The following is a 24576-nucleotide window of genomic DNA, read 5'->3' as shown; positions in this document are numbered from 1 at the left end:
GGCATCGGCAACAGGAGGAAAAGACATCATGAGAGAATCCCCACTGGAACGAAAGGCGCGGCTGGCGGTGGAGCGGATCGGCGGTAAAATGCCGAAGTGGGTGAGCCCGGGCAACCGAGGAGTGCCTGACCGCCTGGTCATCCTGCCAGGTGGCCGCACCGTTTATGTCGAGATGAAGGCACCGGGTAAGCCGCTGGAGCCGATGCAGCGGAAATGGCGAAAGACGCTTTTGGCAATGGGCCACACCCATTACAAACTGGACTGTGAAGCCGACATCGATCGGTTTATTGCGGAGGTGATGCCGAAATGAAGTTCACCCCACATACCTACCAGCAGCACGCCATCGAGCGGATCCTGGACACACCATACATCGCCTTGCTACTTGAGATGGGCTTGGGTAAAACGGTATCCACGCTGACCGCGATCGACATGCTGATCAACGACTACTTCGACGTCGCGAAAGTATTGGTCATCGCGCCGCTGCGGGTAGCGGACGACACCTGGCCGCGGGAGGTCGGTAAGTGGGATCACCTGAAGCACCTGCGAGTCTCCAAGGTCCTGGGTGGCGCGGAGGCGCGGCGGAAGGCGCTGCGAGCGGACGCCGACATCTGGGTCATCAACCGCGAAAATGTGCCTTGGCTGGTGCAGGAGTACGGCAGCAAGTGGCCGTTTGACATGGTTGTCGTCGACGAGATGAGCAGCTTCAAGAGCCACCAGGCCAAACGGTTCAAGGCGCTAAAACGCGTCCGGCCGCTGATCAAGCGGCTCGTCGGATTGACTGGGACGCCGGCGCCGAACAGTCTGATGGACCTGTGGGCGCCGATCTACCTGATCGACCAAGGCGAGCGGTTGGGTAATACGATTACCGCCTACCGGGACCGGTACTTTACACCCGGCGAGCGTGACGGACATATCGTCTACCATTGGCGGCAAAAGCGTGAGGCCGAAGAGCGGATCTACGAGGCCATCGCCGATGTTGCCGTGAGCATGAAGGCCGCCGACTGGCTGGAGCTGCCTGAGCGAATCGATCGGATGATGCCGGTCAAGCTGGACGCGAAGGCGACGGAACTCTATCGGACTCTCGAGCGAGATCTGCTGCTGGAGTACGTCGATGCGGACGTCGTAGCGGCCAGCGCGGCCGTGCTGAGCAACAAGCTGTTGCAGATGGCGTCTGGCACCGTCTACGACGAGCAGCGCGGGATGAAGTGGATTCATGATGCGAAGCTGGACGCGCTGGAGGACATCATCGAGGCGGCGAACGGGAAGCCGGTCATGTTGTTTTATAACTTCAAGCATTCCCTGGCACGCATCCAGCAGCGGTTCCCGCAAGCACGCATTCTTCGCAAGGGTAGAGACGGGAATGACGACATCGCCGCATGGAACAACAACGAGATTCCGCTGCTTCTGCTGCACCCGCAGTCGGCCGGCCACGGCCTGAACCTGCAGGAGTCGAGCTGCCAGACGGTCGTATGGTTTGACCAGATCTGGAGTTTGGAGTACGAGCAGCAGGCGAATGCGCGCGTTCATCGCCAGGGCCTCCGGCAGAGCGTCGTCATTATCAAGCTGATCGCCGAAGGCACGATGGACATGGACGCTGCGGCCGCACTGGAACGTAAAGCAGCAGGCCAAGAAGAGCTGATGCAAGCCTTGAAAGCCCGCATCGACAAGATCAAAGCAGGATAGAGAGGAGCAGCACGAATGCTTAAAATAAAACGAGGGACCTTTTTACACGTCGAGTCCGAGCTGTACGCCTACCACGACACGCTACGAGAGATTGTTCGGATTAAGAACGATCTGTTGCAAGGCAAAACGTCAGAGGACGAGAATGTCGGAGGTGGCAAGAGTAATCTGCCAGGCGACCCCACAGGACGAACGGCTATACTGCTTGTCAGCCATAAACGTTTAGAACAGATGATGAACGTCGTGGATGCCATTGAGTCGGTTGTCAGCGGACTGCCTGATGACCGGCAAAAACTCATCCAGTTGCGATACTGGACGCGGCCGCAAACCTTGACGTGGGACGGAATTGCGGCGGAGATCCCCGCGCACCGGGCAACAGTGTTTCGGTGGCGGGACGGGATCATTACGGCGATTGCTGCGCGAGCTGGCTGGAGATAAATGCTACACCGATGCGACTTTTGGCCCCGAAATCCGTGTTATTATGCTAGTATCGAATAATTTAAAGCGAGCCGTCCATTCGTGGGCGGCTTTGTTCATGCAAATAAAAAGGGCCGCGGGGATGCCTTCCCACAACGGCTTAACGTCATAGTACCATATTGTGGAAAAATAGTAAAGTGAGGTGGCCCTGGTGGTGAAAGGCAATTATCATGAATGGCTGACAGCCGAGGGGCTGCTGAAACTTGAAGGCTTGACTTACGACGAGAGAGCGGGGCGAGGTGAGCCATGTGAAACTGACGGAGAAACAAAAACAGTTTGCGGATTTTTACCTTGAGACTGGAAACGCCACGGAGGCGGCCGTCAGAGCAGGGTATAGCGAAAAAACAGCAAGAGTCATCGGGCAAGAGAACCTGCTAAAACCTGCCATTAAGACCTACATCGACGCCGCAATCGCCGAGAAGGACGAGAAGCGCATCGCCAAGCAGGACGAAGTGCTGGAGTTTCTGACGAACGTGCTGCGCGGCCAAGTCAAAGAGCAGTTCCCGCTCGGCATGGGCATGGGCGAGCAGTCACTCGTCAAGAAAGAGCTCGACGGCAAGGACCGCCTTCGGGCCGCGGAGCTGCTCGGTAAACGGTACAGCATGTGGGTGGATAAGCAGCAGGTCGAAGGGCAGGTTGTCGTCTTCAAGGGAGAGGAGAGCCTGCCGGATTAGGCTACCTCGCAAAATGTGTATTTTGACGTAAAGTCCGAAACCTTGACATATAAGAATCAGCCGTATTCGACCGTGAGCGCCGATTAGCTAAAAATCAAGCGCTCTTTTTACTGTCCAGATGGCGGCGAATTCGCGCATCCCGTGCGAAATGACGATCTCCGTTTTACTCGCGATTTCTCGTGTTTACGCATAGGTCCATTTTGAAGGTGATTAGCATGGAAATAAATCTACCTGACATGGTTGGCCGCGGATACGGCTCTTTCTGGCGGTCGAAGAAGCGGTACCGCGTCCTGAAGGGCGGCCGGGCGTCCAAGAAGTCCCGGACGGTGGCGCTTTGGTACATCTACAACATCATGAAGCACCCCCAGGCGAACGCCGTCGTTGTCCGCAATACGTTCAACACGAACAAGGACAGCACGTATGCGGTGCTGAAGTGGGCAGCGCGCCGGCTGGAAGTATTCCATCTCTGGAAGTTTACCGAATCGCCGCTGGAGGCCAAGTACCTGCCGACAGGGCAGAAGATCCTGTTTCGAGGCTTCGACGATCCACTTAAGATAACGTCGATCACGGTTGACGTCGGGGTGCTCTGCTGGGCCTGGGTGGAGGAAGCCTTCGAAATCGAGAAGGAAGAAGAATTCCGAACCTTCGATGAGTCTATTCGTGGTGAGATGCCTGACGGGCTCTGGAAGCAGGTGACGCTGAGCTATAACCCGTGGATCGACTCGCATTGGACAAAGAGCCGTTTCTTCGACAATACGGACCCGGATGCTGACACGTACACGACGACCTATAAGTGCAACGAGTGGTTGGATGACGCGGATAGACGGCTCATTGAAGACCTGGAGCGCACGAATCCAGCGCGGTACAAGGTTGTCGGCCTGGGTGAATACGGACTGCCTGGCGGCACGTACTTCGAAGAGTTCAGCGAATCGGTACATGTCATCCAGCCGTTCGTTATCCCGGATGACTGGCAACGGTTTAGAGTGCTCGACTACGGATTGGACATGCTGGCTGCGTACTGGATTGCCGTCGATATGCAGGGCTTCGCCTACGTGTACAAAGAGGTCTACGAATCGGATCACATCATCAGCGCGGCGGCCAAGCGGCTGAAAGAGATGACGCTGCCGTCCGAGCGAATCAAGCTCACCTACGCGCCGCCCGATCTGTGGAACCGCAGGCAGGACACTGGCAAGAGCGCGGCGGAGATATTCCAGAACAACGACGTGACGCTCATCAAGGCGGGCAATGAGCGCATCCAGGGCTGGCTCAACCTTAAGGAGTGGCTGGCACCATACGAGACGTTCGACGAGCAAACAGGCGAGGCCAAGAAGACGGCACGGATTAAGTTCTTCTCGAACTGCAAGAACATCATCCGCACGCTGCCGGCCGTGCTAAAGGACGAGAAAGACCCGAATGACGTGGCTACTGAACCGCATGAGCTGACACACGGGCCGGACGCGATCCGGTACTTCTGCGGCATGCGGACGTTGCCGTCGAAGCCGAGCGGCGCGCCGAGGCATCCGACGAAGGAAGAACAGGTGCAGCAGCATATCGACAAGCTGGACAAGCAAGCGCGGTCGAAGCGCAAGCGGAAAGGGGAGTATGCGGGATGATGAGTACGATCATTATCACGATGGGAGCTATCGTGTTTCTGCTCTTGTGCCAGCTGCACATCGAGCGTAGCCGCGCTGAGCGGAAGCTGAGCGAGCTTGAGGCACACTGGGCGGCAGAGCGACGCGACTTGCTCGACCGCATTCAGGCGCCGAGCTTCGAAGCCTACGCGGGCAAGGTGATCCGTGAGAAGCGCGCCGAGCAGCCGCCAGAAGGAAAGGAAGAGCCAATTGATTTTATCTCATAGGAGGATGACCCATGAAACTATTTGAGCTAGCAATCGGCACAACGCGCAGGTATGTCGCATCTGAGAGTGAAGACGCCGCATACGCCATCGGCACGGACCCGGTCAAGCATCCAGACATCAGCTTTTTGCCGTTTACGATTACGGAGGTCACGGTGCCGGGATACGCGATCAAGCTGACCAAGCAACGCGAAACAGGCGACGGATAAGGTAGGTGTTGGCACTTGGCAAAGGGCAAGAAGCAAGACAGCATAACATTCGTGAAGGAACGCTTCGAAGAAGCAGAGGACTGGTCGATCTTGCGGCAGGTGCAGATCAACCGGTCCTTTTATTCGTCCAAGCAATGGATTAGCTGGGACAGAGTAGCCCGGCAGGTGTACGTTCCCGAGCTGCGGCCAGGCGAGGTGCGGCTGACGTTCAACAAGATCAAGCCGGCCATTCTGACGCTGCTCTCCAAGTTGTGTAAGAACCGTGTGCAGCTTGAAGTCAAGCCGGATACCAACGATATTGACCGGATCGAGACGGCGAAGGCGGGCTTCAAGTATCTGACGTTCCAGTGGACAGAGGACAAGATGGACGCGAAGACACGACGGTTGAAGTTCTTCATGCTACTGGACGGCTTCCCCGCGCTTAAGGTCTACGTCGATAAGAACCAGGGCGACGACATCGCCGTCGAGCCAGACATGTTGACCGGGATGGAAGATGCCGAGGTGCCGACGAAGACAGGTAAGATCGTTACTGTCGTTCGGGATCAGTTCTCGCTTTACGTCGATCCGAACGCCGAGAGCCCCGAGGAAATCAAATGGGTGGTCGAACGAATCCCCGTTGACGTCGACCAGATCGAGGATGATTGGGGCGTCGAGGTAGCGCCGGAAGGCGATATCACGGTCCGCAACTCGTTCGACGGCGGACTCGGCTCAGCCAAGAATAAGACGTACAAGCATCACGCCTGGCTGTACGACTACTGGGAGCTGCCGTGCCGCCGGTACCCGAATGGCCGTCGGATCGTCATCGCCGGCGATAAGGAGCTCGAGAACAGCACAGACCCCGGCGAGTTCCCGTACATCCTATTCCCGGCCATTCCGCTCCCCGGTACAGCGGTAGCAACGGGCATGGTGACGGACCTGACCACGCCGCAGAAGTCCTACAACATCAAGCGCACGGCAGAGGCACGCATCCTCGAAGAGATGGGCAATCCGCTCTGGCTTAAGCCGGAGGGGAGCGTGGATGACGAGGAATTGGTCAACGAGATCGGCGGCATCGTCACGTATACGCCGATTGGTTCTTCGAAGCCTGAACGTGTCCAGGGCGCATCGGTAGACAACGGCTGGCAAGCAGCCATGGAGCGCGACGAATCGGACATGGAGGACATCTCCGGCGCGCATGAGATCAGCCAGGGCGCGACACCGAGGGGCAATAACACGCTTGGCGGGCTGCAACTGCAGGTGGAGCAGGATGAAACTAAGCTCGCGCTGCTGGTGCAGTCGTATGAGGACGGCATCAAGATTTGGGGCGAGAAGGTGCTACGGCTCGTACAGAAGCATTTTCCCGAAGAGCAGCAGTTGTCCATCACTGGAGAGAATGGAGAGATTGAAGCATTTTCGTTCATGGGTGCCGACTTGACCGGTGGAGAGGTCGTTGACGTCGTGCCGGGATCCAGCATGCCGACGCTGAAAGCCGTACAAGACGAGAAGGTCATGCAGATGTACGGTGCTGGCCTGTTCAACAACCCGCAGACCGGCCAACCGGACAGCCGCCGCGTCGTCCGCATGCTCGGCGAGTCGATCGCGACTCAATATTTTGACGATACCGAGCAAGACGAGAACAAGGCGCTGACCGAGAATCGGCTGTACCAGCAGGCATTCGGCGATGAGGCGACGGTTCAAGCGCTCATTCAGTACCAGCAACAGATGCAGGGGTATCAGGAGCAGGCGGCCGCTCTGGCGCAACGGGGGATGGACACGTCGATGTTTCAGCCGCCGCAGCCGCCCGTGAAGCTCCCGGTCGTGCGGGATTTCTACGATCACGAAGTGCATATCGCCGCGCACAACCGATACCGCAAAAGCGACGAATACGACGAGCTTCCGCCGGAGTTGCAGGCGCTGGTCGATCAGCACGTCGCTGAGCACCAGCAGGCGCTCCAAGCGCCGCAGATGCAAGCACAGCAGCAACAAGCGGCAGAGGCTGAGCAGCAGGCCCGACAGCAAGCCGAGGAAGCGGACAAGCAGCATCAGCATGAGCAGGCTGCGAAGATGCAAGATCATCATATTCGGATGCAGGAGATGGCCGCTCAAAATGACGCCGCGCTCCAGCGGCAAGGAGGGATGTAGGTGCACAAGATACAGAATGACGGCAGCGTGCAGGATGAAGTCTGGGTAGTTGGTAGAAATATTCCGCTAGGCGTTCAGTATTACGAGAACGCCTTTGCGATTCGAGATACCAATAACTATCGCCCCAATCTCGATCTGTCCGGGTTTCAAAGATTTCAGATTTGGGCATTCAACTCCATGGATCAAGATATCTCAGTGACGCTACAAAAGCTTGATTTAGGAGCGCCCCAGAACATTCAGCAATGGAATGGGACAGCATGGGCGGTGGCACAAATAACTGTTCCAAAAGGCAGCACTTATTATCTTCTTAATACCGCGTTGCCTTGTCTTGACAGGCCGTTCGAGTCGTTGGCATTGAGAATCTCCGCATCCGTCGCCCCAACTTCGGGTTCTATAACAATAAAAGTCGTGGGGGTGCCAAACTAATGCCAGAAGAAACAGCCGAGGCGGTAGCGTGGGCTCTACAACAGAGCATTGTCGTTGATGGAGATGCATATCCGGTCAAGAAGGATACTTGCCAGATGCTGGTTGATAAGGTGAGCGAGTATTTTAATACCAATCACATCGATTACGGGTCTTTCAGTTATGCGGACATAGACGACAGAGGATTTTTGAATTAACGAAGTTCAATAGCACGACAAGGCTAGGCCATCGCTGAGACTGCGGTGGCCTTTTCTCATGCCATTTATTCGTCGGCGTTGATGGTGGAGTTGCGCCGCCCACTAGGAGGATTTCTCATGACAAAGTATCGTTTCCCGCTTAACCTGCAGCTTTTCGCCGATGGTGAAGAGGCTGCTTCGGGCGTTGATGACGTGTCTGCCGCCGGGACACAAGAGGAAGTTTCAACCGCCGGTGAACAGGATGCCGGCCAAGGAGCCGACAAGGCATTCGCGAAACGACTGGCCGCTGAGCGTGCCAAGATCGAGAACGAGTACGCCGAACGGTTCAAGGACTACGACACGCACAAACAGGTCAGTGATTACTTCGCCCAGCTTAACGGAATGGACGCGCTGACGTTGCGAGAGCGTGTTGAGTTGGAGCGTCTGCAAGAGCAGGCTGATCAGCAGCAGGTTCCTGTCGAGGTCATGCGCAGGCTGCAGGAGCTTGAGGCCAAGGCTGCGCAAGCGGACGAGTTGACCCAGCAACAGCAGCGGGGGCAGATGGAGCGCACCTATTGGGACGGCGTGAATGCATTCGCTGCCGAGAAGGGCGTCGATGCCAAGGCGCTCAATCAGTTTCTCGTGGACAGCGGCATTCCAATCGACCCAGGCAACATGCAAAAAGCTTTGGACATCGCGTTCAAGGCTGTTCGGCATGACCAGCTCGAGAAGCAGATTGCCGACGCGGAGAAGAACGGGATGAAGAAGCTACTCGGCGCAAAGGGCAGCATCCCAACAGTAACAGGCTCCATGGCTCAGGGGCAGGCGGCCAGCACGGCGCCGAAGACGTTTGCGGAAGCGCGAGCCCGCGCGATGCAGCGCATGAGCACAACCGATTAATTGGAGGATGGACAACTATGGCATTTGATTTGGCAGCCGCGAACGCGGTATTTAAAGAAGATTATCATGGCCCTGTACGCGAACAACTCAACAACGACAACCCGGTCACCAAGCGTCTGGTGCAGAATAAGCAGGAAGCAACCGGCAAGCGGTTCTTCGTGCCTCTCCACTACGGCCGCAACAATAGCGTCGGCTACCGTGCAGAGGGAGCGGCGCTTCCGACGGCCGGCAACCAGAAGTACAAGGAGACGACGGCTAACGTCAGGTATTTGTACGGCGGCATCGAGATTTCTGGCCCGACGATCAAGGCGATGCGCAACGACAAGGGTGCATTCATTCGCGCGGTCGAAAGTGAGATGAAGGGACTGGTCCGCGACCTGAAGGACCAGCGTTCCCGCGCACTGTTCGGCGACGGCACGGGCCGCATCGGCACGTTCGCGGTCAACACATCGGTTAACACGCTGACGGTCGACAAGATCAAGTACTTTCAGATCGGCATGAAGATCGACATCGTCAACAACAGCGGTACCGTCACGCAGACAGGGCGTACGATTACCAACCTCGACAAGGCGAACAAGACCATCACGATCGATGGCGCAGCCGTAACGACGGCCGCGACCGATTATGCTGTCGTTACTGGCGACCTGAATAACGAGGCGATGGGGATCGGCGGCATTATGAGTGCTTCCTTGCAGCTTCAAGGTATCGATCCGGCAAGCAATCCGTGGTGGAAGCCTTCTGTTCTTGCAAACGGCGGCACGCCGCGCGCTATTTCGCAGCTGCTGATGCGCCAGGCGATTGACACAGCCGAGTTGGAAGGCGGCAAGATCGATTGGATCACAACGTCCTACGGCGTCCGCGCAGCGTACGAAGCTTTGCTGCAGCAGAACGTACGCTACACCAAACCGATGACGCTGGAAGGCGGCGAAAACGTCCTGGAGTACGACGGCCTGCCGATCTTCGTCGATCGCTATCATGAGAGCAATCGCATGTTCTTCGTCGACTCTGGCGAAATCGACCTGTATCAGCTGTCCGACTTCGAATGGATGGAAGACGACAAGGGTGCAGCTCTGGCACCGGTACCTGGTTACGATAAGTACGCCGCGACGATGTTCTGCTACGAGACGCTTGTCACGTACAAGCGGAACGCGCACACGGCGCTGATGGATCTGACGGAGGCACCAGGCTACGCGGTGTAATTCATGTTAGGGGAGGGTCTGCGGGCTCTCCCTTTTCTTTTTAGGAGGGATCGTATGGCTCAATACGATGTACACGATATCGAGCGGCGGCTTCGGGAGATTGATCCGAAGATCATCCGCATCGACTTTGATCACAGGCGCGCCCTGCACCGCATCATTGCCGTAGATCGGCTCGGCGACGAATACACGGCATGGACGGTTCCGCTCGGAGAGCTGGACGCCCGCCAAGAGCGCGAGGCGTACCGGATCAATCCGGAACGGTATAACGCCTTCGACGAGCTGCGCGCGGCAGAGGCGGCCAAACAGCGCCGCCAGGATGCGAAGGTAACAGATATGGCAACGGACATGGCCGAGAACCTGATCAGCTCATTCAGTCATAAGCCGAGCCGGAGCATTGCGTAAAGGAGGGATGGCCGATGTTTCTTCGCGAGTTGAAAGACCGCGTGATGCAATTGACCGGCGGCGCGTACCGCGACCAGCAGCATATGCGCGTTCTTCTCAATGACGCCGTCATGCAGATGGCCGGCGACGCCAAGCTGCAGGCGAAGCAAACCGTTACGACGGTTCCCGGCACGAGCAGATATCCATTGCCGGTTGATTTCAAGTCGCCGATCGCTCTAACGGAGCTGGAGAATCCGAGCTGCAGCTACCCGCTGATCGATCCTCTCGATGGCCGTTACGGCTTCGGCGTCTATGGGAACGAGCTAGTTATCTCGCCGACACCGGGCAGCGCTGTGACGCTGAACCTCTACTATTACGCTTATCCATCTGAGATGGTCGCGGAGACGGACACCTTGCCGATTGATGCCCGCTATGCGCAGGCGGTTGCGTCGTATGCCGCAGCGATGATTCTCGCGCTACCGAACGTCGGCGGAAGCCAGGGATTGATTGAACGTTATTTTGCCGTATGGGACGATGCACAGCGACGCTTCAAGGTGGACATGCAGAAGCGGCACAAACAGGCGAGCGTTCGGAAGGCGGCGAGGAACTGGTGAAGCCTTATCAATTTACATGTGCTGTCCGCATCGAAGAGACAGGCGAGCTGATGCCGATTTACGGCTTGATGACGCCGGTTGTCGAGACGGAGACGCCGACCGCGGCGATTCGGCATTCGTCCACGGTCAATTATTGCGCAGACAATAAATGCACCGTCTATGAGGTGGTTCGATGAATACTTGGAATGCGGGTCAAATTCTGTCCGTTGTACGGACAGTAAACAAGATGGATATCGACTATCTGGGATCTGACAGCACCAGCCAGAACCAGACGTTGCTGCAGTTCATGAACGTCGCGCTCTGGAACCTTGCACGGCTCTGCTACAACGCGGAGACGAGCGATACCATAGCGATCAGCGCGGACGGCAATGCCTCCTTCACAAGGGGGAATGCCGCCATCACGAACATGTTCGAGCCGCTGCGCCTGATCAAGGTGAACGTCGACGGCTCGGAAGAAGAGGCACCGCAGCGCTACCTGGACACGTCGGCCGTCGGCTGGTACTGCGAGGGGCCGAACCAGCCGATTCATATTCGCGGGCTGTCCGGGTCGTTCAAGCTGAAGTATCTGCGGTACCCGCGTATCGTAACGCAGGAGTCGGACCCCGTGGATATGCCGGAGAGCGGATACAAGCCGCTGATCATGGAGATATCGGCGCTCGTGAAGAACGTGAAGAACTTCTACGAAGAAGCGAACGCGATGGAAGGCGCGGCGCGGTCCGGTTACGCCGAGATCGTGCAGGCGGCAATCTCCGCCAGAGGCGCGGCTCCCGGCGGCAGCCCGCCGAGCTTCGCTGACGTGCCGAAAGCCAAGGGGGACGGATAGATGCCAAGCGGGATTCAACAGCCGCTGACCGTTAATCTGAGCGTCTCCGGCGGCGTCAATACCGTCTCCCAGCCAACCGCACTAGCGCAGAATCAAGCCCGCTTGCTGCTCAACAGCGTTCAGCCGCAAGGCCGGATCGGGCCGAGCGCCAAGCGCCCCGGTAGCGTCCCTGTGACGGTGACGCCGCTGGGTAATCCGATCAAGCGCCTGACGGTCTATCGCACAGGGGCGACAGATAAGGTTATCGCGACGGCAGGCACGACGCTGTATCGCTTCAATGGCACGGCGCTGCAAGCGGCATCCGGCGCGTTGGCGAGCGCCGACATGTCCGATGTTGACTTCACGGACGCCAACAGCGTCAGCCGCAAGATCATTACGGACACCGGGACAATCAAGGCCTACAACGACACGGCATTCAGCGTTGCGCAGATTACGCCTGCCGCCGATGACCCGAGCCCGAACCCGCCGAACATTCTGTCGACGCTTCACGGTAAGGGGATGAAGTACTGCTGGAGCTACCAAGGGCACGTCATGGTGAGCGACGGCAGCGATACGGTGTGGTACAGCAAGCGCTACACGTTCGACTACTACCCTTCCGTCCAGTGGGAGCGCTGGGTGCGACAGAACGATTATGTGAACGGCACCGGCATTGCGTTCGACAATGTGCTGATGCTTCCGATGCGCCGCGGCTGGGGCGTATTGTTCGGTTCCAGCTTCGACGACTTCGAGGGCAACCAGTTCCTCAATACGAAGGCCGGCGTCGTTGCGCCGAGGTCGATCGATCGTTTGACGTATCCAGACGGCACACAGAGCGTCGCGTATTTATCGGATGACGGCGTCTATGAGATCTACGATACGCAGCTTATGGATACCGGTTCCCGCCGCTATGCGACGCGATCCATCACCGTCGACAAGCTGGACTGGGACGCGATCGGCCTGACGGATGCTGAGAAGGCAGGCGTTGTCGGGTACTTCGATGCCATCACAAGCCTGTACCTGCTTCAGATCAATCGTGGCACAGAGCGTCTATGCTACGCCTACGACGTCCGCAACCGTGAATGGTACCCGTGGACGAACATCAAGGCGGCCGGTTTCGCGCGCAGCGGCGTGCTCTATTATGCCGGTGAAACAGGGCTTCTGCATAAATTCGATGCCACGCTGGGTACCGACTGGAACGACGCGGCGAAGACAAGCGGAACGCCAACCGACATGATACGGGTGTCGGACATGATCAAATTCGAGTCGTCAGGTAAGATGTCCGTCTTGGATGAACTGATCATCAATGCGCGGCAATATGCGACGAAGTCCAGCCTAGATGTCTCGATTATCTTCTACAGCTCGCGAGCCGACGTCGCCAGCGCGCTGCAGAATCAGTATATGACCTGGGACGTGACGCAGTGGGACAGGGCTGCATGGGCGAATTTGGATTACACCGATTTGGTCAGCGCGCCGACGCCGCTGATTTTCTGTAAGAATTCGTACTACTTCCAGATTATCTTCCGCAACAACCGGGACGAGCTCTGCGAAGTGTACGACATGACGATTAAGGGGAGGGCGTCCGGTTACTAATGGCGAATCTACCATCCAATCGAACGAAATTGAATACGGCCATTGCGAACCAGCAGCCGTCAATCGTCGCTTCATCGCAGGCGAACCGTGAGGCTCTTATAGAAGCCTACGATACCATTGATCTGCTGAATCAGAAGGCCGATAGCCTGGTTGCTGGCGGTCTGCTCGTGCCGTTTCCTCCTGATTTTCAAAGCAGACAAGCCATCATCAATGGTAATTTTGACATCTGGCAACGAGGCACAAGCTTTACCGGGTTGAATGGATTCTCCGCAGATCGGTGGACCATTCAATTTGATGGCACGTTGGCGGCAGACGTGAGCCGACAAAGCATCACGCCAGGGCAAACGGACGTGCCAAACGAACCGACCTACTACCATCGCATTAACGTTACAAGTGTAGGAACCGGAACGCGAGTTGGAATTCAACAACGGATAGAGGACGTCCGAACGTTCGCAGGGAAGAAAGTGACACATACATTTTGGATCAGATCAAACCGGACAGGCCTCAACGTACGGAAAGATATCTACCTTCAGAATTTCGGTAGCGGCGGAAGTACGCAAGTTTCGGCGACAACCGGACAATCCCAATCGCTTGCCGCGAATGTGTGGACACCGATTACATTTACAGCCACATTACCTAGTATCTCAGGTAAGACGGTAGGGGCGAACAGCTACCTAGCCTTTGAAATTCGCTGCTTAACCCCGCAGACAGGCGACGTGATCGACATTGCCCAAGTGTCGATCAATGAAGGAAGCTCGGCTCTACCATTTCAAAGCCGCCCTATAGCAGATGAGCTGATGCTATGCCAACGGTATTACGAAAAAAGCTACGCATATGGAACAGCGCCGGGCACCGCAATTAGCAATGGTTGTGTACAGTCCACGTCATTGACAACATTCTTGCTTACTCGGAATGATGTTGGATTTAGGGTGAACAAGCGAGTACAGCCGACAATGACGATTTATAGCACTCAAAATGGGACGGTGGGATCCTCGACAGAAATTACTTCCGGCGGGACATTTGTAGCAGATCGAGCCGTCACCGCAACGGCAGTAGAATCTTCGTTCTCCGTAGGTGCATCCGCCGGCGCATTCACCGCGAATAACTTCCAGCGCTTCCATTGGACGGCAGATGCAGAATTGTAAAGGAGGATATCATGGCAAACCATTATGAAAGAACCAATGAAGCCGGGGTGATTATCCTTGGCTTTTCTGATGCCTTCGTTCAGCCATTGGAGACCGATATTCTTGTCGCCGAGGATGCGGAACGGCACTACAACCCTGTGCTCACGAACGAGCGGGGGCAATTCCTTTACCATCGGATGTACGGCCAGCGTGCCGAGCGTACGCAGGAAGAGCTCGACGCGGAGTGGGCTGCGCGACCGCCCGACCCGCCATCGATGGAAGAACGGCAGATTGCAGCCGAACAAGCGATACTGGCGATTATGGAGGCGTTGTCCTGATGTACGAGTTCATTCTAACCCAGTGGATCATGCGTAAGATTGATGCTGCCAAAGTCATTAGCTACGCCCCGAAATGGATTACCGTCGAACAGGCGGAAACGATCCTGGCAACGCCGCAGATAGCTGATTAATACCTCTATCTTGTGTTACTATGGAATTATCTTACTTATGAGGTGATTCTATGAAACGGAAGATAGCTATCATCGCCACGTTGTTTCTATTAATCTGCGGCACGGCCTATGCCGCGAACGGATCGCTCGTCAAAGTCTTGGTCAACGGGAAGGCGGTACAGTCCGGCCAGATCATCAACGGCTCCACGATGCTGCCGCTGAAGGCCGTCGCGGAGGCGCTAGGCGCTCGTGTCGATTGGGACAACATCAAGAAGCAGGCGACCATTACGACGGCTCCCGCGCCGGTACAGCCCGCACAGAATGGCTTGTCGCTGGCGCAGCTGAATAAGATCGGCGAGAGCGTCGGCCTCGTCTACGCCTACGCCGGACAGCAGGCCATCGCGCAGGGCAGCGGCTTCATCGTCAATACAGACGTGTTCGTCACAAACTGGCACGTCGCCAAAGGCTCGGATACGCTGACCATTAACTTCGCCGATAAACAAGAAGTCGTGAAGGTAGCCGACGCGCTGTTCAAGAATGAAGATGAAGATCTGATTGGATTCCGCGTGAAGGGGTATCCGTCGCTTACGCTGAATACGGGAACGCCGGTTAACAAGGATAAGGTGTACGCGCTGGGGTATCCGAGCTCCAAGTTCACGATCACGGAAGGCATGTTCGTAAGTGAATGGAACGATGATCGGTGGAGTCATTACCCAGATACAATGCCTGGAGCAAGCGGTGGGGCGTTAATTAATAGTACTGGAGAAGTCATTGGGGTTACGTCAACGGTGGGTACCGCTGTCAGATCCTCAATACTTCGACTCGAACTAAATAAAATTTAGCAACAGGACGCTCTTAATGGGCGTCTTTTTCGTTGCCATCAGAAGGAGATGCCTATGGCGAGCTTACTTACGAAAGACCCTGTCACGGGACTGAATAAATTGCAGCAAGCACAGGTCGATGCTCGGCAGGCAGCGGGGCAAGCGGCACCGTCGTATGCGGCGAATCCGGCAACACCGACGTTCGTGACGTCTACGCCTGCCCCATCTACAACCGGCACACCAAACTTCACGACGGCGGGGGCCGGCGTGCTGCCGGCAGTATCCGCTGCATCGAAGCCCGCCACACCGACATTCGTTAAAACACCTACGACGCCGACAACGCCATCGACGACGGGCACGCCAACCTTCACGCCGTCGACATCATCGCCGCTCGCGAAAGACCCTGTTACAGGCTTGAACCAGTTCCAGGCAACGCAGAAGGCGAACCAGGCGATTACGGCTGCTGGCGGCACGCCGTCATACGTGGCAGAAGTTTCCGCACCGTCGAAGCCTGCGACGCCGACATTCGTTACGACGCCGAGTACTCCTTCGACGAATCCTACGATTCCGAAACTCGTTTATAACGAAGCGTCGCAAACCAATTATGGCGGAAAAGGCGATCCACTTAATGAAATTTTGTACTCGAAGAAGCAGTACGACGCTGGGAACACAGCATGGGCTGCACAGAATGCGCAGCAATTTTATGCGCAGTTAAGTCCTGAAGAGGCTGCCGCTGTAAAGAACATGAATACCCAGCAGTTGATTGATTACATCAATAATAAGAATACAGGAACTAGCAAAACACCTACAACCCCGAATTTCGTACCGTCTACACCGACGCAAACGTCTACACCAACGCCTGCAGCAGTACCCGGCACCGGAAACATGCCTGTATTCACGGGGCCGGCCAAGTCGGACGTCCCGACCGTTGATCAGTACAAACCAGCGATCCCGGTTATGGACGAAGCCGCGATTCGGAAGTACGCGGAGGATCAGACGGCGCGCAAGCTCTCCGACGCCCGACTGACGGCCGATCAAGCCATCGCGAACAGCCAGTTGACGGCCAAGCAGCAATCGGACGCGCTGAAAGGCAACTTCGACAAGATGTACGAGACGATCAACGAAGACCGGTCGACGGAGGACGTGCAGAACCAGCGCCGGCTCAGCCCGTTCAGCGGCCGCAGCGACTATGCGCTCGGCATGATCGAACAGAACCGCGCCCGGACGGACCGAGAGAATCAATCGTCGCTGCAGACGAACCAAGCGAACATCGCGGCACAGGCCGCACAGCTGCAGCAGCAGATCAACGACAAGTATACCGCGCTGGCGAACGCGGCGCCGGATGAGCGCGAGGCGTTGTTCCAATCGATCAAGAACGACGAGCGGAATTACGACCTCATGGTCCATGGTCAGCTGACGCAAGATGCTTTGACGAACAGCCAGCTCGGAAACACGGCGTTCAACCAGGCGCTGCAGCAGTTCCAGACGAACTACCAGGTCGGCCAGGATCAGATCCATAACGACGCGCAGTACGCAGGAACGTACAATGGACAGCAGACGGTGCAGCAGCAACAGCAGCAGATCCAGAATGATGCGATCTACGGCGGCACGTACAACGGCGGCCAGTCCCTGCAAGGACAGCAGCAAGCGCTCGCGGATAAGAACGCGAATTGGGGTGCCTACATGGACATGGTGAACCAGACAGGCAACCTCGGCAAGGGCCCGACACAGACCTGGGGGAACCTGGTGAACAACGCGAACGCAGGCGCGCAGACGATGGCCGGCCAACAGAACCAGTTGAACCAGACGCAGGTCATGGCACAGCTTACCGGGACGCTGCCAAACGGGCAGAAGACGACGGCGGAGCAACAGCGTCAGCTGCAGAACCTGTGGCAGCAGGCGGATATGACCGGCACGATTCCCGACCAGTTGGCGACGATCTACGGCATTCCAAAAGGCACGCAGACGCAGGCAGCGAAGCAATGGGCCATGAGCTACAGCCTCCAGCAAGATCAATTCCAATCGGGCGTCGATCAGGACATTTACAAGCTTCAGCAGCAACAAAACCAACAGCAACAAAGTCAGACGCAAGCAGGCCCGACGTCGGCTGACATCTCGAAGGCGATCAACAGTTCGCCGCTGCTGCAAGGGTCGAAGGACCAATACGGGAATCCGATCCCGGTCAATTTCGCAGATCCGGCGGTGCAGAAGCAGATCGAAGCGATGATCATTACGCAGACGCAGGATCCGATCGTCGCGGTGCAGCTCTATAACATGTACGGCATTCCCGTACCGGATGAGCTGACCAAAGAGTACAAGGCGGCGCTTGCGGCGGGAAAGCCGGCCAAGTAGAAGGGGGGACTGGTAACTATAACAATTACGCGAAGACGGCATCGGATAGCAAGGCGAACCCGGCAGCCTACAAGGCGGCGAGCACAGCGGTGTCGTCAGCGCTGCAGTCTGGCGGCTACCCGGCGAGCTGGTTGCAGCCGATGTTGGAGCTCGCCGCGCGCGAGTCGAGTTTCAATTCGTCGGCGAAGAACAGCAAGTCATCTGCCAGCGGGCTGTTCCAGTTCCTTGATTCGACCCGGTCGGCTTACGGCGGTAACAGTGTGAATTGGAGCGATCCGACGCAGCAGGCGCTGGCAGCGGCCAAGTACATCAAGGACCGCTATGGCGATCCGGTCAAGGCGCTGCAGTTCTGGGACGCGAACAAATGGTATTAAGGAGGCGGCCATGAGCTATTTTACGGAAAGGGCGAAACAGTTGGGGCTTACCGGCAGCCCGCCGGATGACGGTCATTCGCAAGCAGGCGAGTCGTATTTCCAGCGCCACGCGCGTGAGCTTGGCCTGCAACCCGCCGCGCCAGCACAGCAACCCGCCTCCGCGCCGGTCAGCAACTTCTTCACGAATCGCGCGATGGATCTCGGGATCATTCCGGATGAGCGGCACGCGGATTACCACAACAAGATCGATACGACCGACCTGACGATCCATCCGAAAGGCGAGCCGGTCATGCCGCCGTTCTCGGGGAATACACCAAGCCAGGCGGCACCATCGGTACAGCCGGACTATTTGAAGCCGCAGGCGGCACCGGGAAGCTTTCAGGCGATTCAGGACTTCCAGCAGCGGACGCCTCTTCCAGAACCGACGTCGGCCAAGCAGCAGTTCTACGAGCAAGAGGCTGCGGCACGAGATAAGCAGCTTGCGGGCGCGCCGGGATTCATTAAGAAACCGCTGGAATTACTCGGCCACGGGCTGGATGTCGTGCAGGCTAACATTCCCGGCCTTGCCGACTTTCAGCAGGGCGCAGGCCGTACACTTGGCGTAGAGGCAGATACAGCGCCAACCACGGGCGGACTGTTCGGGAAGGCGGCCAACATCGCCGGGCAGTTCGCGGGCGGCGCGGTTAACCCGGCTGCATTGGAGCAGAGCGCCGTCACAGGCGCGGGCCGAGTGACAACCGGAGCGTTGCAGAAGCTCAAAGGCAACTTGGGTGAAGCAGCAACCTTAGGTCAGCGGCTGGCGGGCAACGCCGTCGAGGGCGCGGCGCAGAACGTGGCAAATACGGCAGCGGCCGGCCATACATCTGCGCGGGACATAGCGGAGGCTGCGGCATTGGGCGGGCTAGGCGGCGCGGCGTTCGAGGCCGCTGGTACTGGCTTGAAACGTCTAATCGGAGGGAAGCAGCCGGCTGCCGGAGCGGTGCCGGAACCAGCGACACCGCAGCCTGAGCCGCAAGTACAGTCCATTCGTGAGATTGATCCGGCGCTACATGCTACAGATGCACAGGAGCCATTACGCAACATTCCGCAGGCCGAGAAACCGGTCGCCATGGAAACGCCTCTGCCTGAACCGCGCCCATTGCCGCAACAGCCCAGCTCACAGAGTTTGGGTTTTTCGGCATTTGGTGAGAAGGCAGGCGCTTACGACAACCTTCGGACGTCGACCAAGTCGCAGCTCGTCTCGCGCCAGAAGCGAGAGAAGATGCCGGCGAAGGCGCTTCGCGGTAAATTGTACACGGATTGGGTAGACGATCTGCATCCGATGGATCGTTTCGACAAAGAGGTTGAAGCCGTGACCGGCGAAAAACTTGATGCCGCGGACAAGTCGCATACGCTCGCGCTGAATAGTCGCGGGGCGGACGTTGTCGCGAAGCAGATTCTGACGGCACGGCAGGTGGACAGCCAAGGTAAAGATATCGGTAAGTCGCTGAAGGAGATCCTCGCGCCGCTGCCGCAGCACGAGCACTCCTATGTCGACTTCGAGGATTATTTGGTTAACCGGCATGCAATAACGAGGATGGAGAAGCGCGGCGAGCGGGTATTCCGCGAGGACTTGCACTGGACGCCGGACGAAGGTCGGCAGATCCTCGCTGACTATGAAGCGGCCTATCCGCAGTTCAAGACGATGGCTGATGGGATTGACCAGTTCCAGCGTAACATGGCGCAGCACTGGCTCGTCGACACAGGTCTACTGCCGCAGAAGTCTCTCGACCAATGGCTCGACGAGAACCCGACATACGTCCCGAACAAGCGGTACTTCTCGGAGCTTGAGAAGACTGGATCGGCCAAAGGCGGCGGGAAGAAGAAAGGCTACGGCAATCAGTCCGCGCCGGTTAAGGGTTACACGCCTGGCGGTTCGGAGCGCCTTATCATCAGCCCAATCGAGGCGATGATCGAGAACGTTGACGCCTTCGTCAAGGCGGCCAAGCGTAACGAGGCGATGCAATCCTTTGTGAAGAATTTGGAGAGGGACCCGGAGGCGCTGTCTCACTTCGCCGAGCTCGTGCCCGAGGAGCAGATCGCCGGTTCGCACTCGCTTAAAGGGTTGAACGAGACGCTGAACAAAGAAGGCATCGAAGGCGTGATCGCCAAGCTCGGAGAGGACTTCGACCTGTCGTTCCGGAAAGCGACACAACGCGGGCTCGACAAGGATAACATTGTGCGCGTGATGGTTGGCGGCGAGCCGAAGTACATCCAGGTCAATGACAAGCCGCTGCTTGAAGCCATTACGGCCCTGGGTCCAGATGCTTCGAACGTCGTTATGGACTTCTTCGGCAAGGTGACAAGCGCATTTAAGACGCTCACGACAGGCGTCAACCCGGTGTTCTCGCTGACGCGCAACATCATGCGGGACATTCCGCAGGCGTATGTCGCGAGCAAGTCGACACATAATCCAGCGCGCTTCATGGCTGATCTCGCCCAGTCAGCGTGGGCGATCGCTAGGAACAAGGACCTGTATCAGGATTACCTGAACCTCGGGGGCGGGCACGCTTCGCCGGCGGCCGCAGACCGGAATCTACTCGCGCAGTCCAAACGGCAGATTCTCCCGCAACGAGGTAGCAAGCTGAAAGGCATTGTCCCTCGTGGATATGACAAGCTGCAGAACATGCTGAACGCCGTAGAGAGCGCGCCGCGGCTCGGGGAGTTTAAACGGTTAGGCGCAAACGCAGAAGGCGTGGCCGCGGCGCAAGACGTAACGGTCAACTTCAAACGGCGAGGGCGTCACGGCAAGCAGTTCGATAAGGCGCTGCCGTACTTCAATGCCGCTGTGCAGGGACTGGATAAGACGGTGCGCATGTTCAAGGATGCGCCGCCGCAGGCTATCGCGAAGACTGCGCTGGCCGTCAGCCTTCCCGCGATGATCTCGTATGCAATCAACCATAACGACCCCGATTACCAGAAGGTCAGCAAGCGGACGAAAGACAATTTCTACTTGCTGCCGAAAGGCGGTACGTTCTTCAAGATCGCCAAGCCAAAGGAGCTCGGAACCGTGTTCGCGGATATCCCAGAGCGTCTGCTTCAGGTATTCGCGCACCAAGACCCTGACGCGTTCCGTGACTTCGCGGATCAGGTCCGCACAACCTTTACTGTACCCGGCGTGCAGGGTGCGCTGAAGTCAGGTGGTATAACGGACCGGCTTCTTGGAGCGGTTGGCGATACTGTCGGTGGGCCGATCGCGGACGTCGCGGCGAACCAAAACTTCGCAGGCGCGCCGATTGTGCCGGGTTACCTCCAGAATCTATCGCCAGAGCTACAGTCCGATCCGCGAACGTCGATTGTGGCGAAGAAGGTCGGCGAATGGACAGGCACGTCGCCGAAGGCGCTCGATTATCTATTCAAGCAGTATACAGGTATTCTCGGACAGCTGGGACAGCCGCTGCTGTCGCCAGGCGGAAGCGTCGGTAACACACTGGTGCAGCAGGTAACGACCGACCCCGTGTACAGCAACGACATCAGCGAGAAATTCTACGATTCGAAGGGCAAGCTTGACCAGGCGAAGGCAGACTTCCCAGTCAAAGGGGAACTGCCAGCCGGGTACAACGACGGCCTTCGTAAGCAACTGGGTAAGGTATCGGATGCCATGAGCGGCGTGCGGAAGCAGATGCGCGACATTGAAGCCGATATGACGATACCAGCAGCAACGAAGCGGAAGCAGCTCCGCGATCTGCAGGAGCGAATTAACCAAATGGCGCAGGACGGCAACGATATGGTGAACCAATCGAAGTGAGGTGATGAAAGTGGAGGAAGACAAGAAAGAAGCCGCCGAAGAATCGACGGCTCCAGTTGTTCCGAACGATGTAGACCCCTATATTAATTGGGGCGATAACTGGTCTGACGAAAAGAAATGGCGCCCTTAAGAAAGAAGTGACTTGATATCCTTTAGGAGCTGCTCATTGTTTTTCTCAATCGCTTTGGCTATAGCATCTCGTAATGCAGACGCCGAGATCTGCTTATCCGCGTCGATGCCTTCAAGCAAAATGTACGAGAGCTGTTCAGCATTCAATCCGATTTTCATATTTTTTCACCTCCCTCTTTTTCCAATTATCGGGTATAGAGAGGGTGTATGTGAAGCCCTGCCAAGCGCGGGGCTTATTTTATTTAAGGGGTGGAGCAAATGAATAGACAGTTACTCGCTTTCGACGTTACTACTAGCAAAGCCGTTGTCGCGGCAATTGGCGCATGCTTGGGGCCGTGGATTGAGGCCCTTTATGGTACCGGGCGGATCGCTCCGATCAGCGTGCTGCTGGTTGCCATTCTGCTGGACTGGATTACCGGTATCGCCGCGTCGCACAAGGACAAGACGTATTCGTCGGAATATGGCCGGCGTGGCGTATACAGGACGCTTTATCTGCTCGTGTTCCCGGTGCTCGCGAATGGACTTGATAGGATGCTGGAAACGCCGGGGCTACTGTTTTACGGCATCACCTTCGCGCTCATCTACCACACATGGCAATCCTTAACCGCCAATGCGGAGCGCGCCGGGTGGGGTGCGATTATACCAGGCTGGGCGTCGAAGATGGTAGAGAGCGAACTGCAAGCAAAAATCCAAAGGGCGGATGATCGCCGGCAAGGGGTGGACGAGGCAGATGCAAGCAAGACAAGCGAGTGACGTAAAGGGGATCGATGTATCGCATTGGCAAGGCTCTATCGATTGGAAGAAGGTTGCGGCGGATGGCGTGAAGTACGTCTTTATCAAGGCGACGGACGGCGCGAGCAAGATCGATCTTAAGCTATCGTCTAACGCGCCCGGCGCGGCCGCTGCTGGGATCAAAATCGGCTTTTACCATTACGCCCATCCCGAACTCAATGCGCCGGAGACGGAGGCCGCTAACTTCTTCCGCAACGTGAAGCAGTACAAGGCAGACTTCCCTCATGCGTTGGATGTCGAGGGCGAAGCGTTGAAAGTCGGCGCGGCCGCGCTCACGACTTGGTGCATAAAGTTCCTCCGGGAGGTCGAACGGCTCACGGGGCACCCGGCGATGATTTACACCGGCGCGAGCTTCGCGAAGACATACCTGGGTACGGATAAGTCGAGGGAGCTCGGCAAGTGGCCGCTATGGATCGCGCACTATAAAACCGATAAGCCGATGGCTAACCCGACGTGGGATAGGTGGGCAACGTTCCAATACAGCGACGCAGGCAAGGTGACAGGCATCTCAGGCAACGTCGATATGAATGCTATGGATCGATCGTTTTACGACAAGTATGTTCTGGCACCGCAACCGCAGCCGGCGAAGGAGGAGGTGGACGAATTGGAACTTACGAAATATCAACGTGACACGCTCGTCGCGGGATTGGAAAAGCTGCACAAGGATGGCAAGTTGAACGATGCGAGCTGGATCGCGAAAGCGAAGGACGGCACGCTTACGGTATCTGAGCTGTCGTGGCTCGGCTTCATCCTGGCAACCCGATAATGTCAAAGCCCCGCCGGGATATATTCCAGCGGGGCTTCTTCTTTTTACGTCAGACTTGCTTAAATACTTGCTCGAAGTTGTTAAGAACCATCTTTATATGCAAATCAATATCTGCCTGACTCGCCTCGTATTCGTGACGCCTTCCCTGGAACGAATACTGGTAGCGCATCCCCCTGATCGGCACCTCGTCAACCCACATCTTATTATCCCGCATCGAACGTTTGGACTCGGCCAGCTTGTGCGTGATTACTTGGCCGACCACTTTGCCGATCGCTTGATTCAGGCCGCGCGTGGAGTCGACGTATTCCGCGGCGTTATCCCGAGCGACCAGCAGCGCTATGTGACGGTTCAACGCTATTTTAGGGTCAAACATACTCTTCATCCTTCCTCAAACTATTTACGAACAGGTGTTCTTGTGTATAATAAGAATATATGTTCGCATAGGAGGGTGTCAAGAATGTTGAAGGACAAGCACATCGGGCAAACGATCACGATCATCTATCTGGACAGCGCCGGGAAGATCACGCAGCGGCGCATTCGTGTAGACGCTTTAGCTGGCGGCAAGGTCAAGGCCTATGACTGGGATAAGCGGGCGCCGCGGGTGTTTGTCGCTGCAAACATCTTGGCCGTGGGAGTAGGACGGGGTGTTGGGTAGCTGTAAATTCGACAAATTGTTACAGAGGGTTGGAATGCATTTTAATGAAGCGCTGCGTAGAAACTGGACGATTTTACCTGCAATTCGTTTACAATATTCGACATTTAATTCGTGGATATTGTCTTATAATGGGGTAAATAGCCGGAATTTTGGGAGCATATTGCTCCCAAACGCTCAAGGGAGTGCGGACAAGCCCGCAACTGCCTACTTCAGCTCACTGTTAAAAT

At 56.8% G+C, this 24576-nt stretch carries 29 protein-coding genes; 27 read left to right on the top strand and 2 right to left on the bottom strand.

Features of this window, described 5'->3' with window-relative positions; genetic code table 11:
• Positions 1-28 precede the first annotated feature (28 nt).
• The 24 genes from GXP70_RS18190 to GXP70_RS18080 all read left to right on the top strand — a co-directional run bounded on the left by GXP70_RS18190 (position 29) and on the right by GXP70_RS18080 (position 22007).
• Positions 29-310: a VRR-NUC domain-containing protein gene (locus GXP70_RS18190; protein ID WP_162360540.1), complete on the top strand. Its 282-nt coding sequence runs from the start codon at positions 29-31 to the stop codon at positions 308-310.
• A complete protein-coding gene (locus GXP70_RS18185; protein ID WP_162358148.1) occupies positions 307-1683 on the top strand; it encodes an SNF2-related protein in 1377 nt (458 codons plus the stop codon). The genes GXP70_RS18190 and GXP70_RS18185 overlap by 4 nt, the downstream gene beginning before the upstream one ends.
• Positions 1684-1698: 15 nt before the next feature.
• Positions 1699-2118 (top strand): transcriptional regulator, encoded by a 420-nt coding sequence (locus GXP70_RS18180; RefSeq protein ID WP_162358147.1) that lies wholly within the window; start codon positions 1699-1701, stop codon positions 2116-2118.
• Between the two features lie 278 nt (positions 2119-2396).
• Complete coding sequence (locus tag GXP70_RS18175) at positions 2397-2831, top strand: terminase small subunit (RefSeq protein WP_318652381.1); 435 nt, start codon at positions 2397-2399, stop codon at positions 2829-2831.
• A 215-nt stretch (positions 2832-3046) separates the two neighbouring features.
• The gene (locus GXP70_RS18170) at positions 3047-4444 is read left to right on the top strand and encodes a PBSX family phage terminase large subunit (RefSeq protein WP_162358146.1); all 1398 of its coding nucleotides are present in this window, start codon (positions 3047-3049) and stop codon (positions 4442-4444) included.
• On the top strand, positions 4441-4689 hold the full coding sequence (locus tag GXP70_RS18165) for a hypothetical protein (protein WP_162358145.1): 249 nt from the start codon (positions 4441-4443) through the stop codon (positions 4687-4689). The genes GXP70_RS18170 and GXP70_RS18165 overlap by 4 nt, the downstream gene beginning before the upstream one ends.
• An 11-nt stretch (positions 4690-4700) precedes the next feature.
• On the top strand, positions 4701-4895 hold the full coding sequence (locus GXP70_RS18160; protein ID WP_162358144.1) for a hypothetical protein: 195 nt from the start codon (positions 4701-4703) through the stop codon (positions 4893-4895).
• Positions 4896-4910: 15 nt separating this feature from the next.
• A complete protein-coding gene (locus GXP70_RS18155; protein WP_162358143.1) occupies positions 4911-7016 on the top strand; it encodes a portal protein in 2106 nt (701 codons plus the stop codon).
• A complete protein-coding gene (locus tag GXP70_RS18150; protein ID WP_162358142.1) occupies positions 7017-7442 on the top strand; it encodes a hypothetical protein in 426 nt (141 codons plus the stop codon).
• Positions 7442-7636, top strand: a complete 195-nt coding sequence (locus GXP70_RS18145; protein ID WP_162358141.1) for a hypothetical protein — start codon at positions 7442-7444, stop codon at positions 7634-7636. The genes GXP70_RS18150 and GXP70_RS18145 overlap by 1 nt, the downstream gene beginning before the upstream one ends.
• A gap of 117 nt (positions 7637-7753) precedes the next feature.
• Complete coding sequence (locus tag GXP70_RS18140) at positions 7754-8515, top strand: hypothetical protein (protein ID WP_162358140.1); 762 nt, start codon at positions 7754-7756, stop codon at positions 8513-8515.
• A 17-nt stretch (positions 8516-8532) separates the two neighbouring features.
• A complete protein-coding gene (locus tag GXP70_RS18135) occupies positions 8533-9714 on the top strand; it encodes a phage major capsid protein (RefSeq protein WP_162358139.1) in 1182 nt (393 codons plus the stop codon).
• A gap of 54 nt (positions 9715-9768) precedes the next feature.
• Positions 9769-10116, top strand: a complete 348-nt coding sequence (locus tag GXP70_RS18130; RefSeq protein WP_162358138.1) for a hypothetical protein — start codon at positions 9769-9771, stop codon at positions 10114-10116.
• Between the two features lie 14 nt (positions 10117-10130).
• Positions 10131-10709, top strand: coding sequence for a phage adaptor protein (locus GXP70_RS18125; RefSeq protein ID WP_162358137.1), 579 nt, complete (start codon positions 10131-10133; stop codon positions 10707-10709).
• Positions 10706-10885 carry a hypothetical protein gene (locus tag GXP70_RS18120; RefSeq protein ID WP_162358136.1) on the top strand — a complete coding sequence of 60 codons (180 nt, stop codon included), beginning with the start codon at positions 10706-10708 and terminating at the stop codon, positions 10883-10885. The genes GXP70_RS18125 and GXP70_RS18120 overlap by 4 nt, the downstream gene beginning before the upstream one ends.
• Positions 10882-11532, top strand: a complete 651-nt coding sequence (locus tag GXP70_RS18115) for a hypothetical protein (protein WP_162358135.1) — start codon at positions 10882-10884, stop codon at positions 11530-11532. Before GXP70_RS18120 ends, GXP70_RS18115 begins: the two co-directional genes overlap by 4 nt.
• On the top strand, positions 11533-13101 hold the full coding sequence (locus tag GXP70_RS18110) for a hypothetical protein (protein WP_162358134.1): 1569 nt from the start codon (positions 11533-11535) through the stop codon (positions 13099-13101). It begins immediately after the preceding gene.
• A complete protein-coding gene (locus GXP70_RS18105) occupies positions 13101-14246 on the top strand; it encodes a hypothetical protein (RefSeq protein ID WP_162358133.1) in 1146 nt (381 codons plus the stop codon). Before GXP70_RS18110 ends, GXP70_RS18105 begins: the two co-directional genes overlap by 1 nt.
• Before the next feature lie 11 nt (positions 14247-14257).
• Positions 14258-14563, top strand: a complete 306-nt coding sequence (locus GXP70_RS18100; protein WP_162358132.1) for a hypothetical protein — start codon at positions 14258-14260, stop codon at positions 14561-14563.
• Positions 14563-14694 carry a hypothetical protein gene (locus tag GXP70_RS30090; protein ID WP_263864020.1) on the top strand — a complete coding sequence of 44 codons (132 nt, stop codon included), beginning with the start codon at positions 14563-14565 and terminating at the stop codon, positions 14692-14694. Before GXP70_RS18100 ends, GXP70_RS30090 begins: the two co-directional genes overlap by 1 nt.
• A gap of 50 nt (positions 14695-14744) precedes the next feature.
• A complete protein-coding gene (locus GXP70_RS18095; protein ID WP_162358131.1) occupies positions 14745-15515 on the top strand; it encodes a trypsin-like peptidase domain-containing protein in 771 nt (256 codons plus the stop codon).
• Positions 15516-15569: 54 nt separating this feature from the next.
• Positions 15570-17846 (top strand): hypothetical protein, encoded by a 2277-nt coding sequence (locus GXP70_RS18090; RefSeq protein ID WP_162358130.1) that lies wholly within the window; start codon positions 15570-15572, stop codon positions 17844-17846.
• Between the two features lie 89 nt (positions 17847-17935).
• Positions 17936-18220 (top strand): aggregation-promoting factor C-terminal-like domain-containing protein, encoded by a 285-nt coding sequence (locus GXP70_RS18085; RefSeq protein ID WP_162358129.1) that lies wholly within the window; start codon positions 17936-17938, stop codon positions 18218-18220.
• A 10-nt stretch (positions 18221-18230) separates the two neighbouring features.
• Positions 18231-22007: an LPD38 domain-containing protein gene (locus tag GXP70_RS18080; RefSeq protein ID WP_162358128.1), complete on the top strand. Its 3777-nt coding sequence runs from the start codon at positions 18231-18233 to the stop codon at positions 22005-22007.
• A gap of 126 nt (positions 22008-22133) precedes the next feature.
• Here GXP70_RS18080 and GXP70_RS18075 read toward each other — a convergent pair whose 3' ends face one another.
• The gene (locus tag GXP70_RS18075; RefSeq protein ID WP_162358127.1) at positions 22134-22295 is read right to left on the bottom strand and encodes a hypothetical protein; all 162 of its coding nucleotides are present in this window, start codon (positions 22293-22295) and stop codon (positions 22134-22136) included.
• Positions 22296-22394: 99 nt separating this feature from the next.
• On the opposite strand from GXP70_RS18075, the gene GXP70_RS18070 reads away from it, so the two are divergent.
• Both GXP70_RS18070 and GXP70_RS18065 read left to right on the top strand, forming a co-directional pair.
• Positions 22395-22889, top strand: a complete 495-nt coding sequence (locus GXP70_RS18070) for a phage holin family protein (protein ID WP_162358126.1) — start codon at positions 22395-22397, stop codon at positions 22887-22889.
• Positions 22867-23694, top strand: a complete 828-nt coding sequence (locus GXP70_RS18065) for a glycoside hydrolase family 25 protein (RefSeq protein WP_162358125.1) — start codon at positions 22867-22869, stop codon at positions 23692-23694. Before GXP70_RS18070 ends, GXP70_RS18065 begins: the two co-directional genes overlap by 23 nt.
• A 49-nt stretch (positions 23695-23743) precedes the next feature.
• On the opposite strand, the gene GXP70_RS18060 is transcribed toward GXP70_RS18065, so the two are convergent.
• Positions 23744-24067, bottom strand: coding sequence for a hypothetical protein (locus tag GXP70_RS18060; protein ID WP_162358124.1), 324 nt, complete (start codon positions 24065-24067; stop codon positions 23744-23746).
• A gap of 84 nt (positions 24068-24151) precedes the next feature.
• Between GXP70_RS18060 and GXP70_RS18055 the strand changes: the two genes are divergently transcribed.
• A complete protein-coding gene (locus GXP70_RS18055; protein ID WP_162358123.1) occupies positions 24152-24349 on the top strand; it encodes a hypothetical protein in 198 nt (65 codons plus the stop codon).
• The last annotated feature ends 227 nt before the right edge of the window (positions 24350-24576 follow it).

It is taken from the genome of Paenibacillus lycopersici (assembly GCF_010119935.1).
In the GTDB taxonomy this organism is placed as follows: Bacteria; Bacillota; Bacilli; order Paenibacillales; family Paenibacillaceae; genus Paenibacillus_Z; species Paenibacillus_Z lycopersici.
The sequence above is the reverse complement of the archived record's forward strand: the minus strand, read 5'-3'. Positions and strand labels throughout refer to the sequence as shown.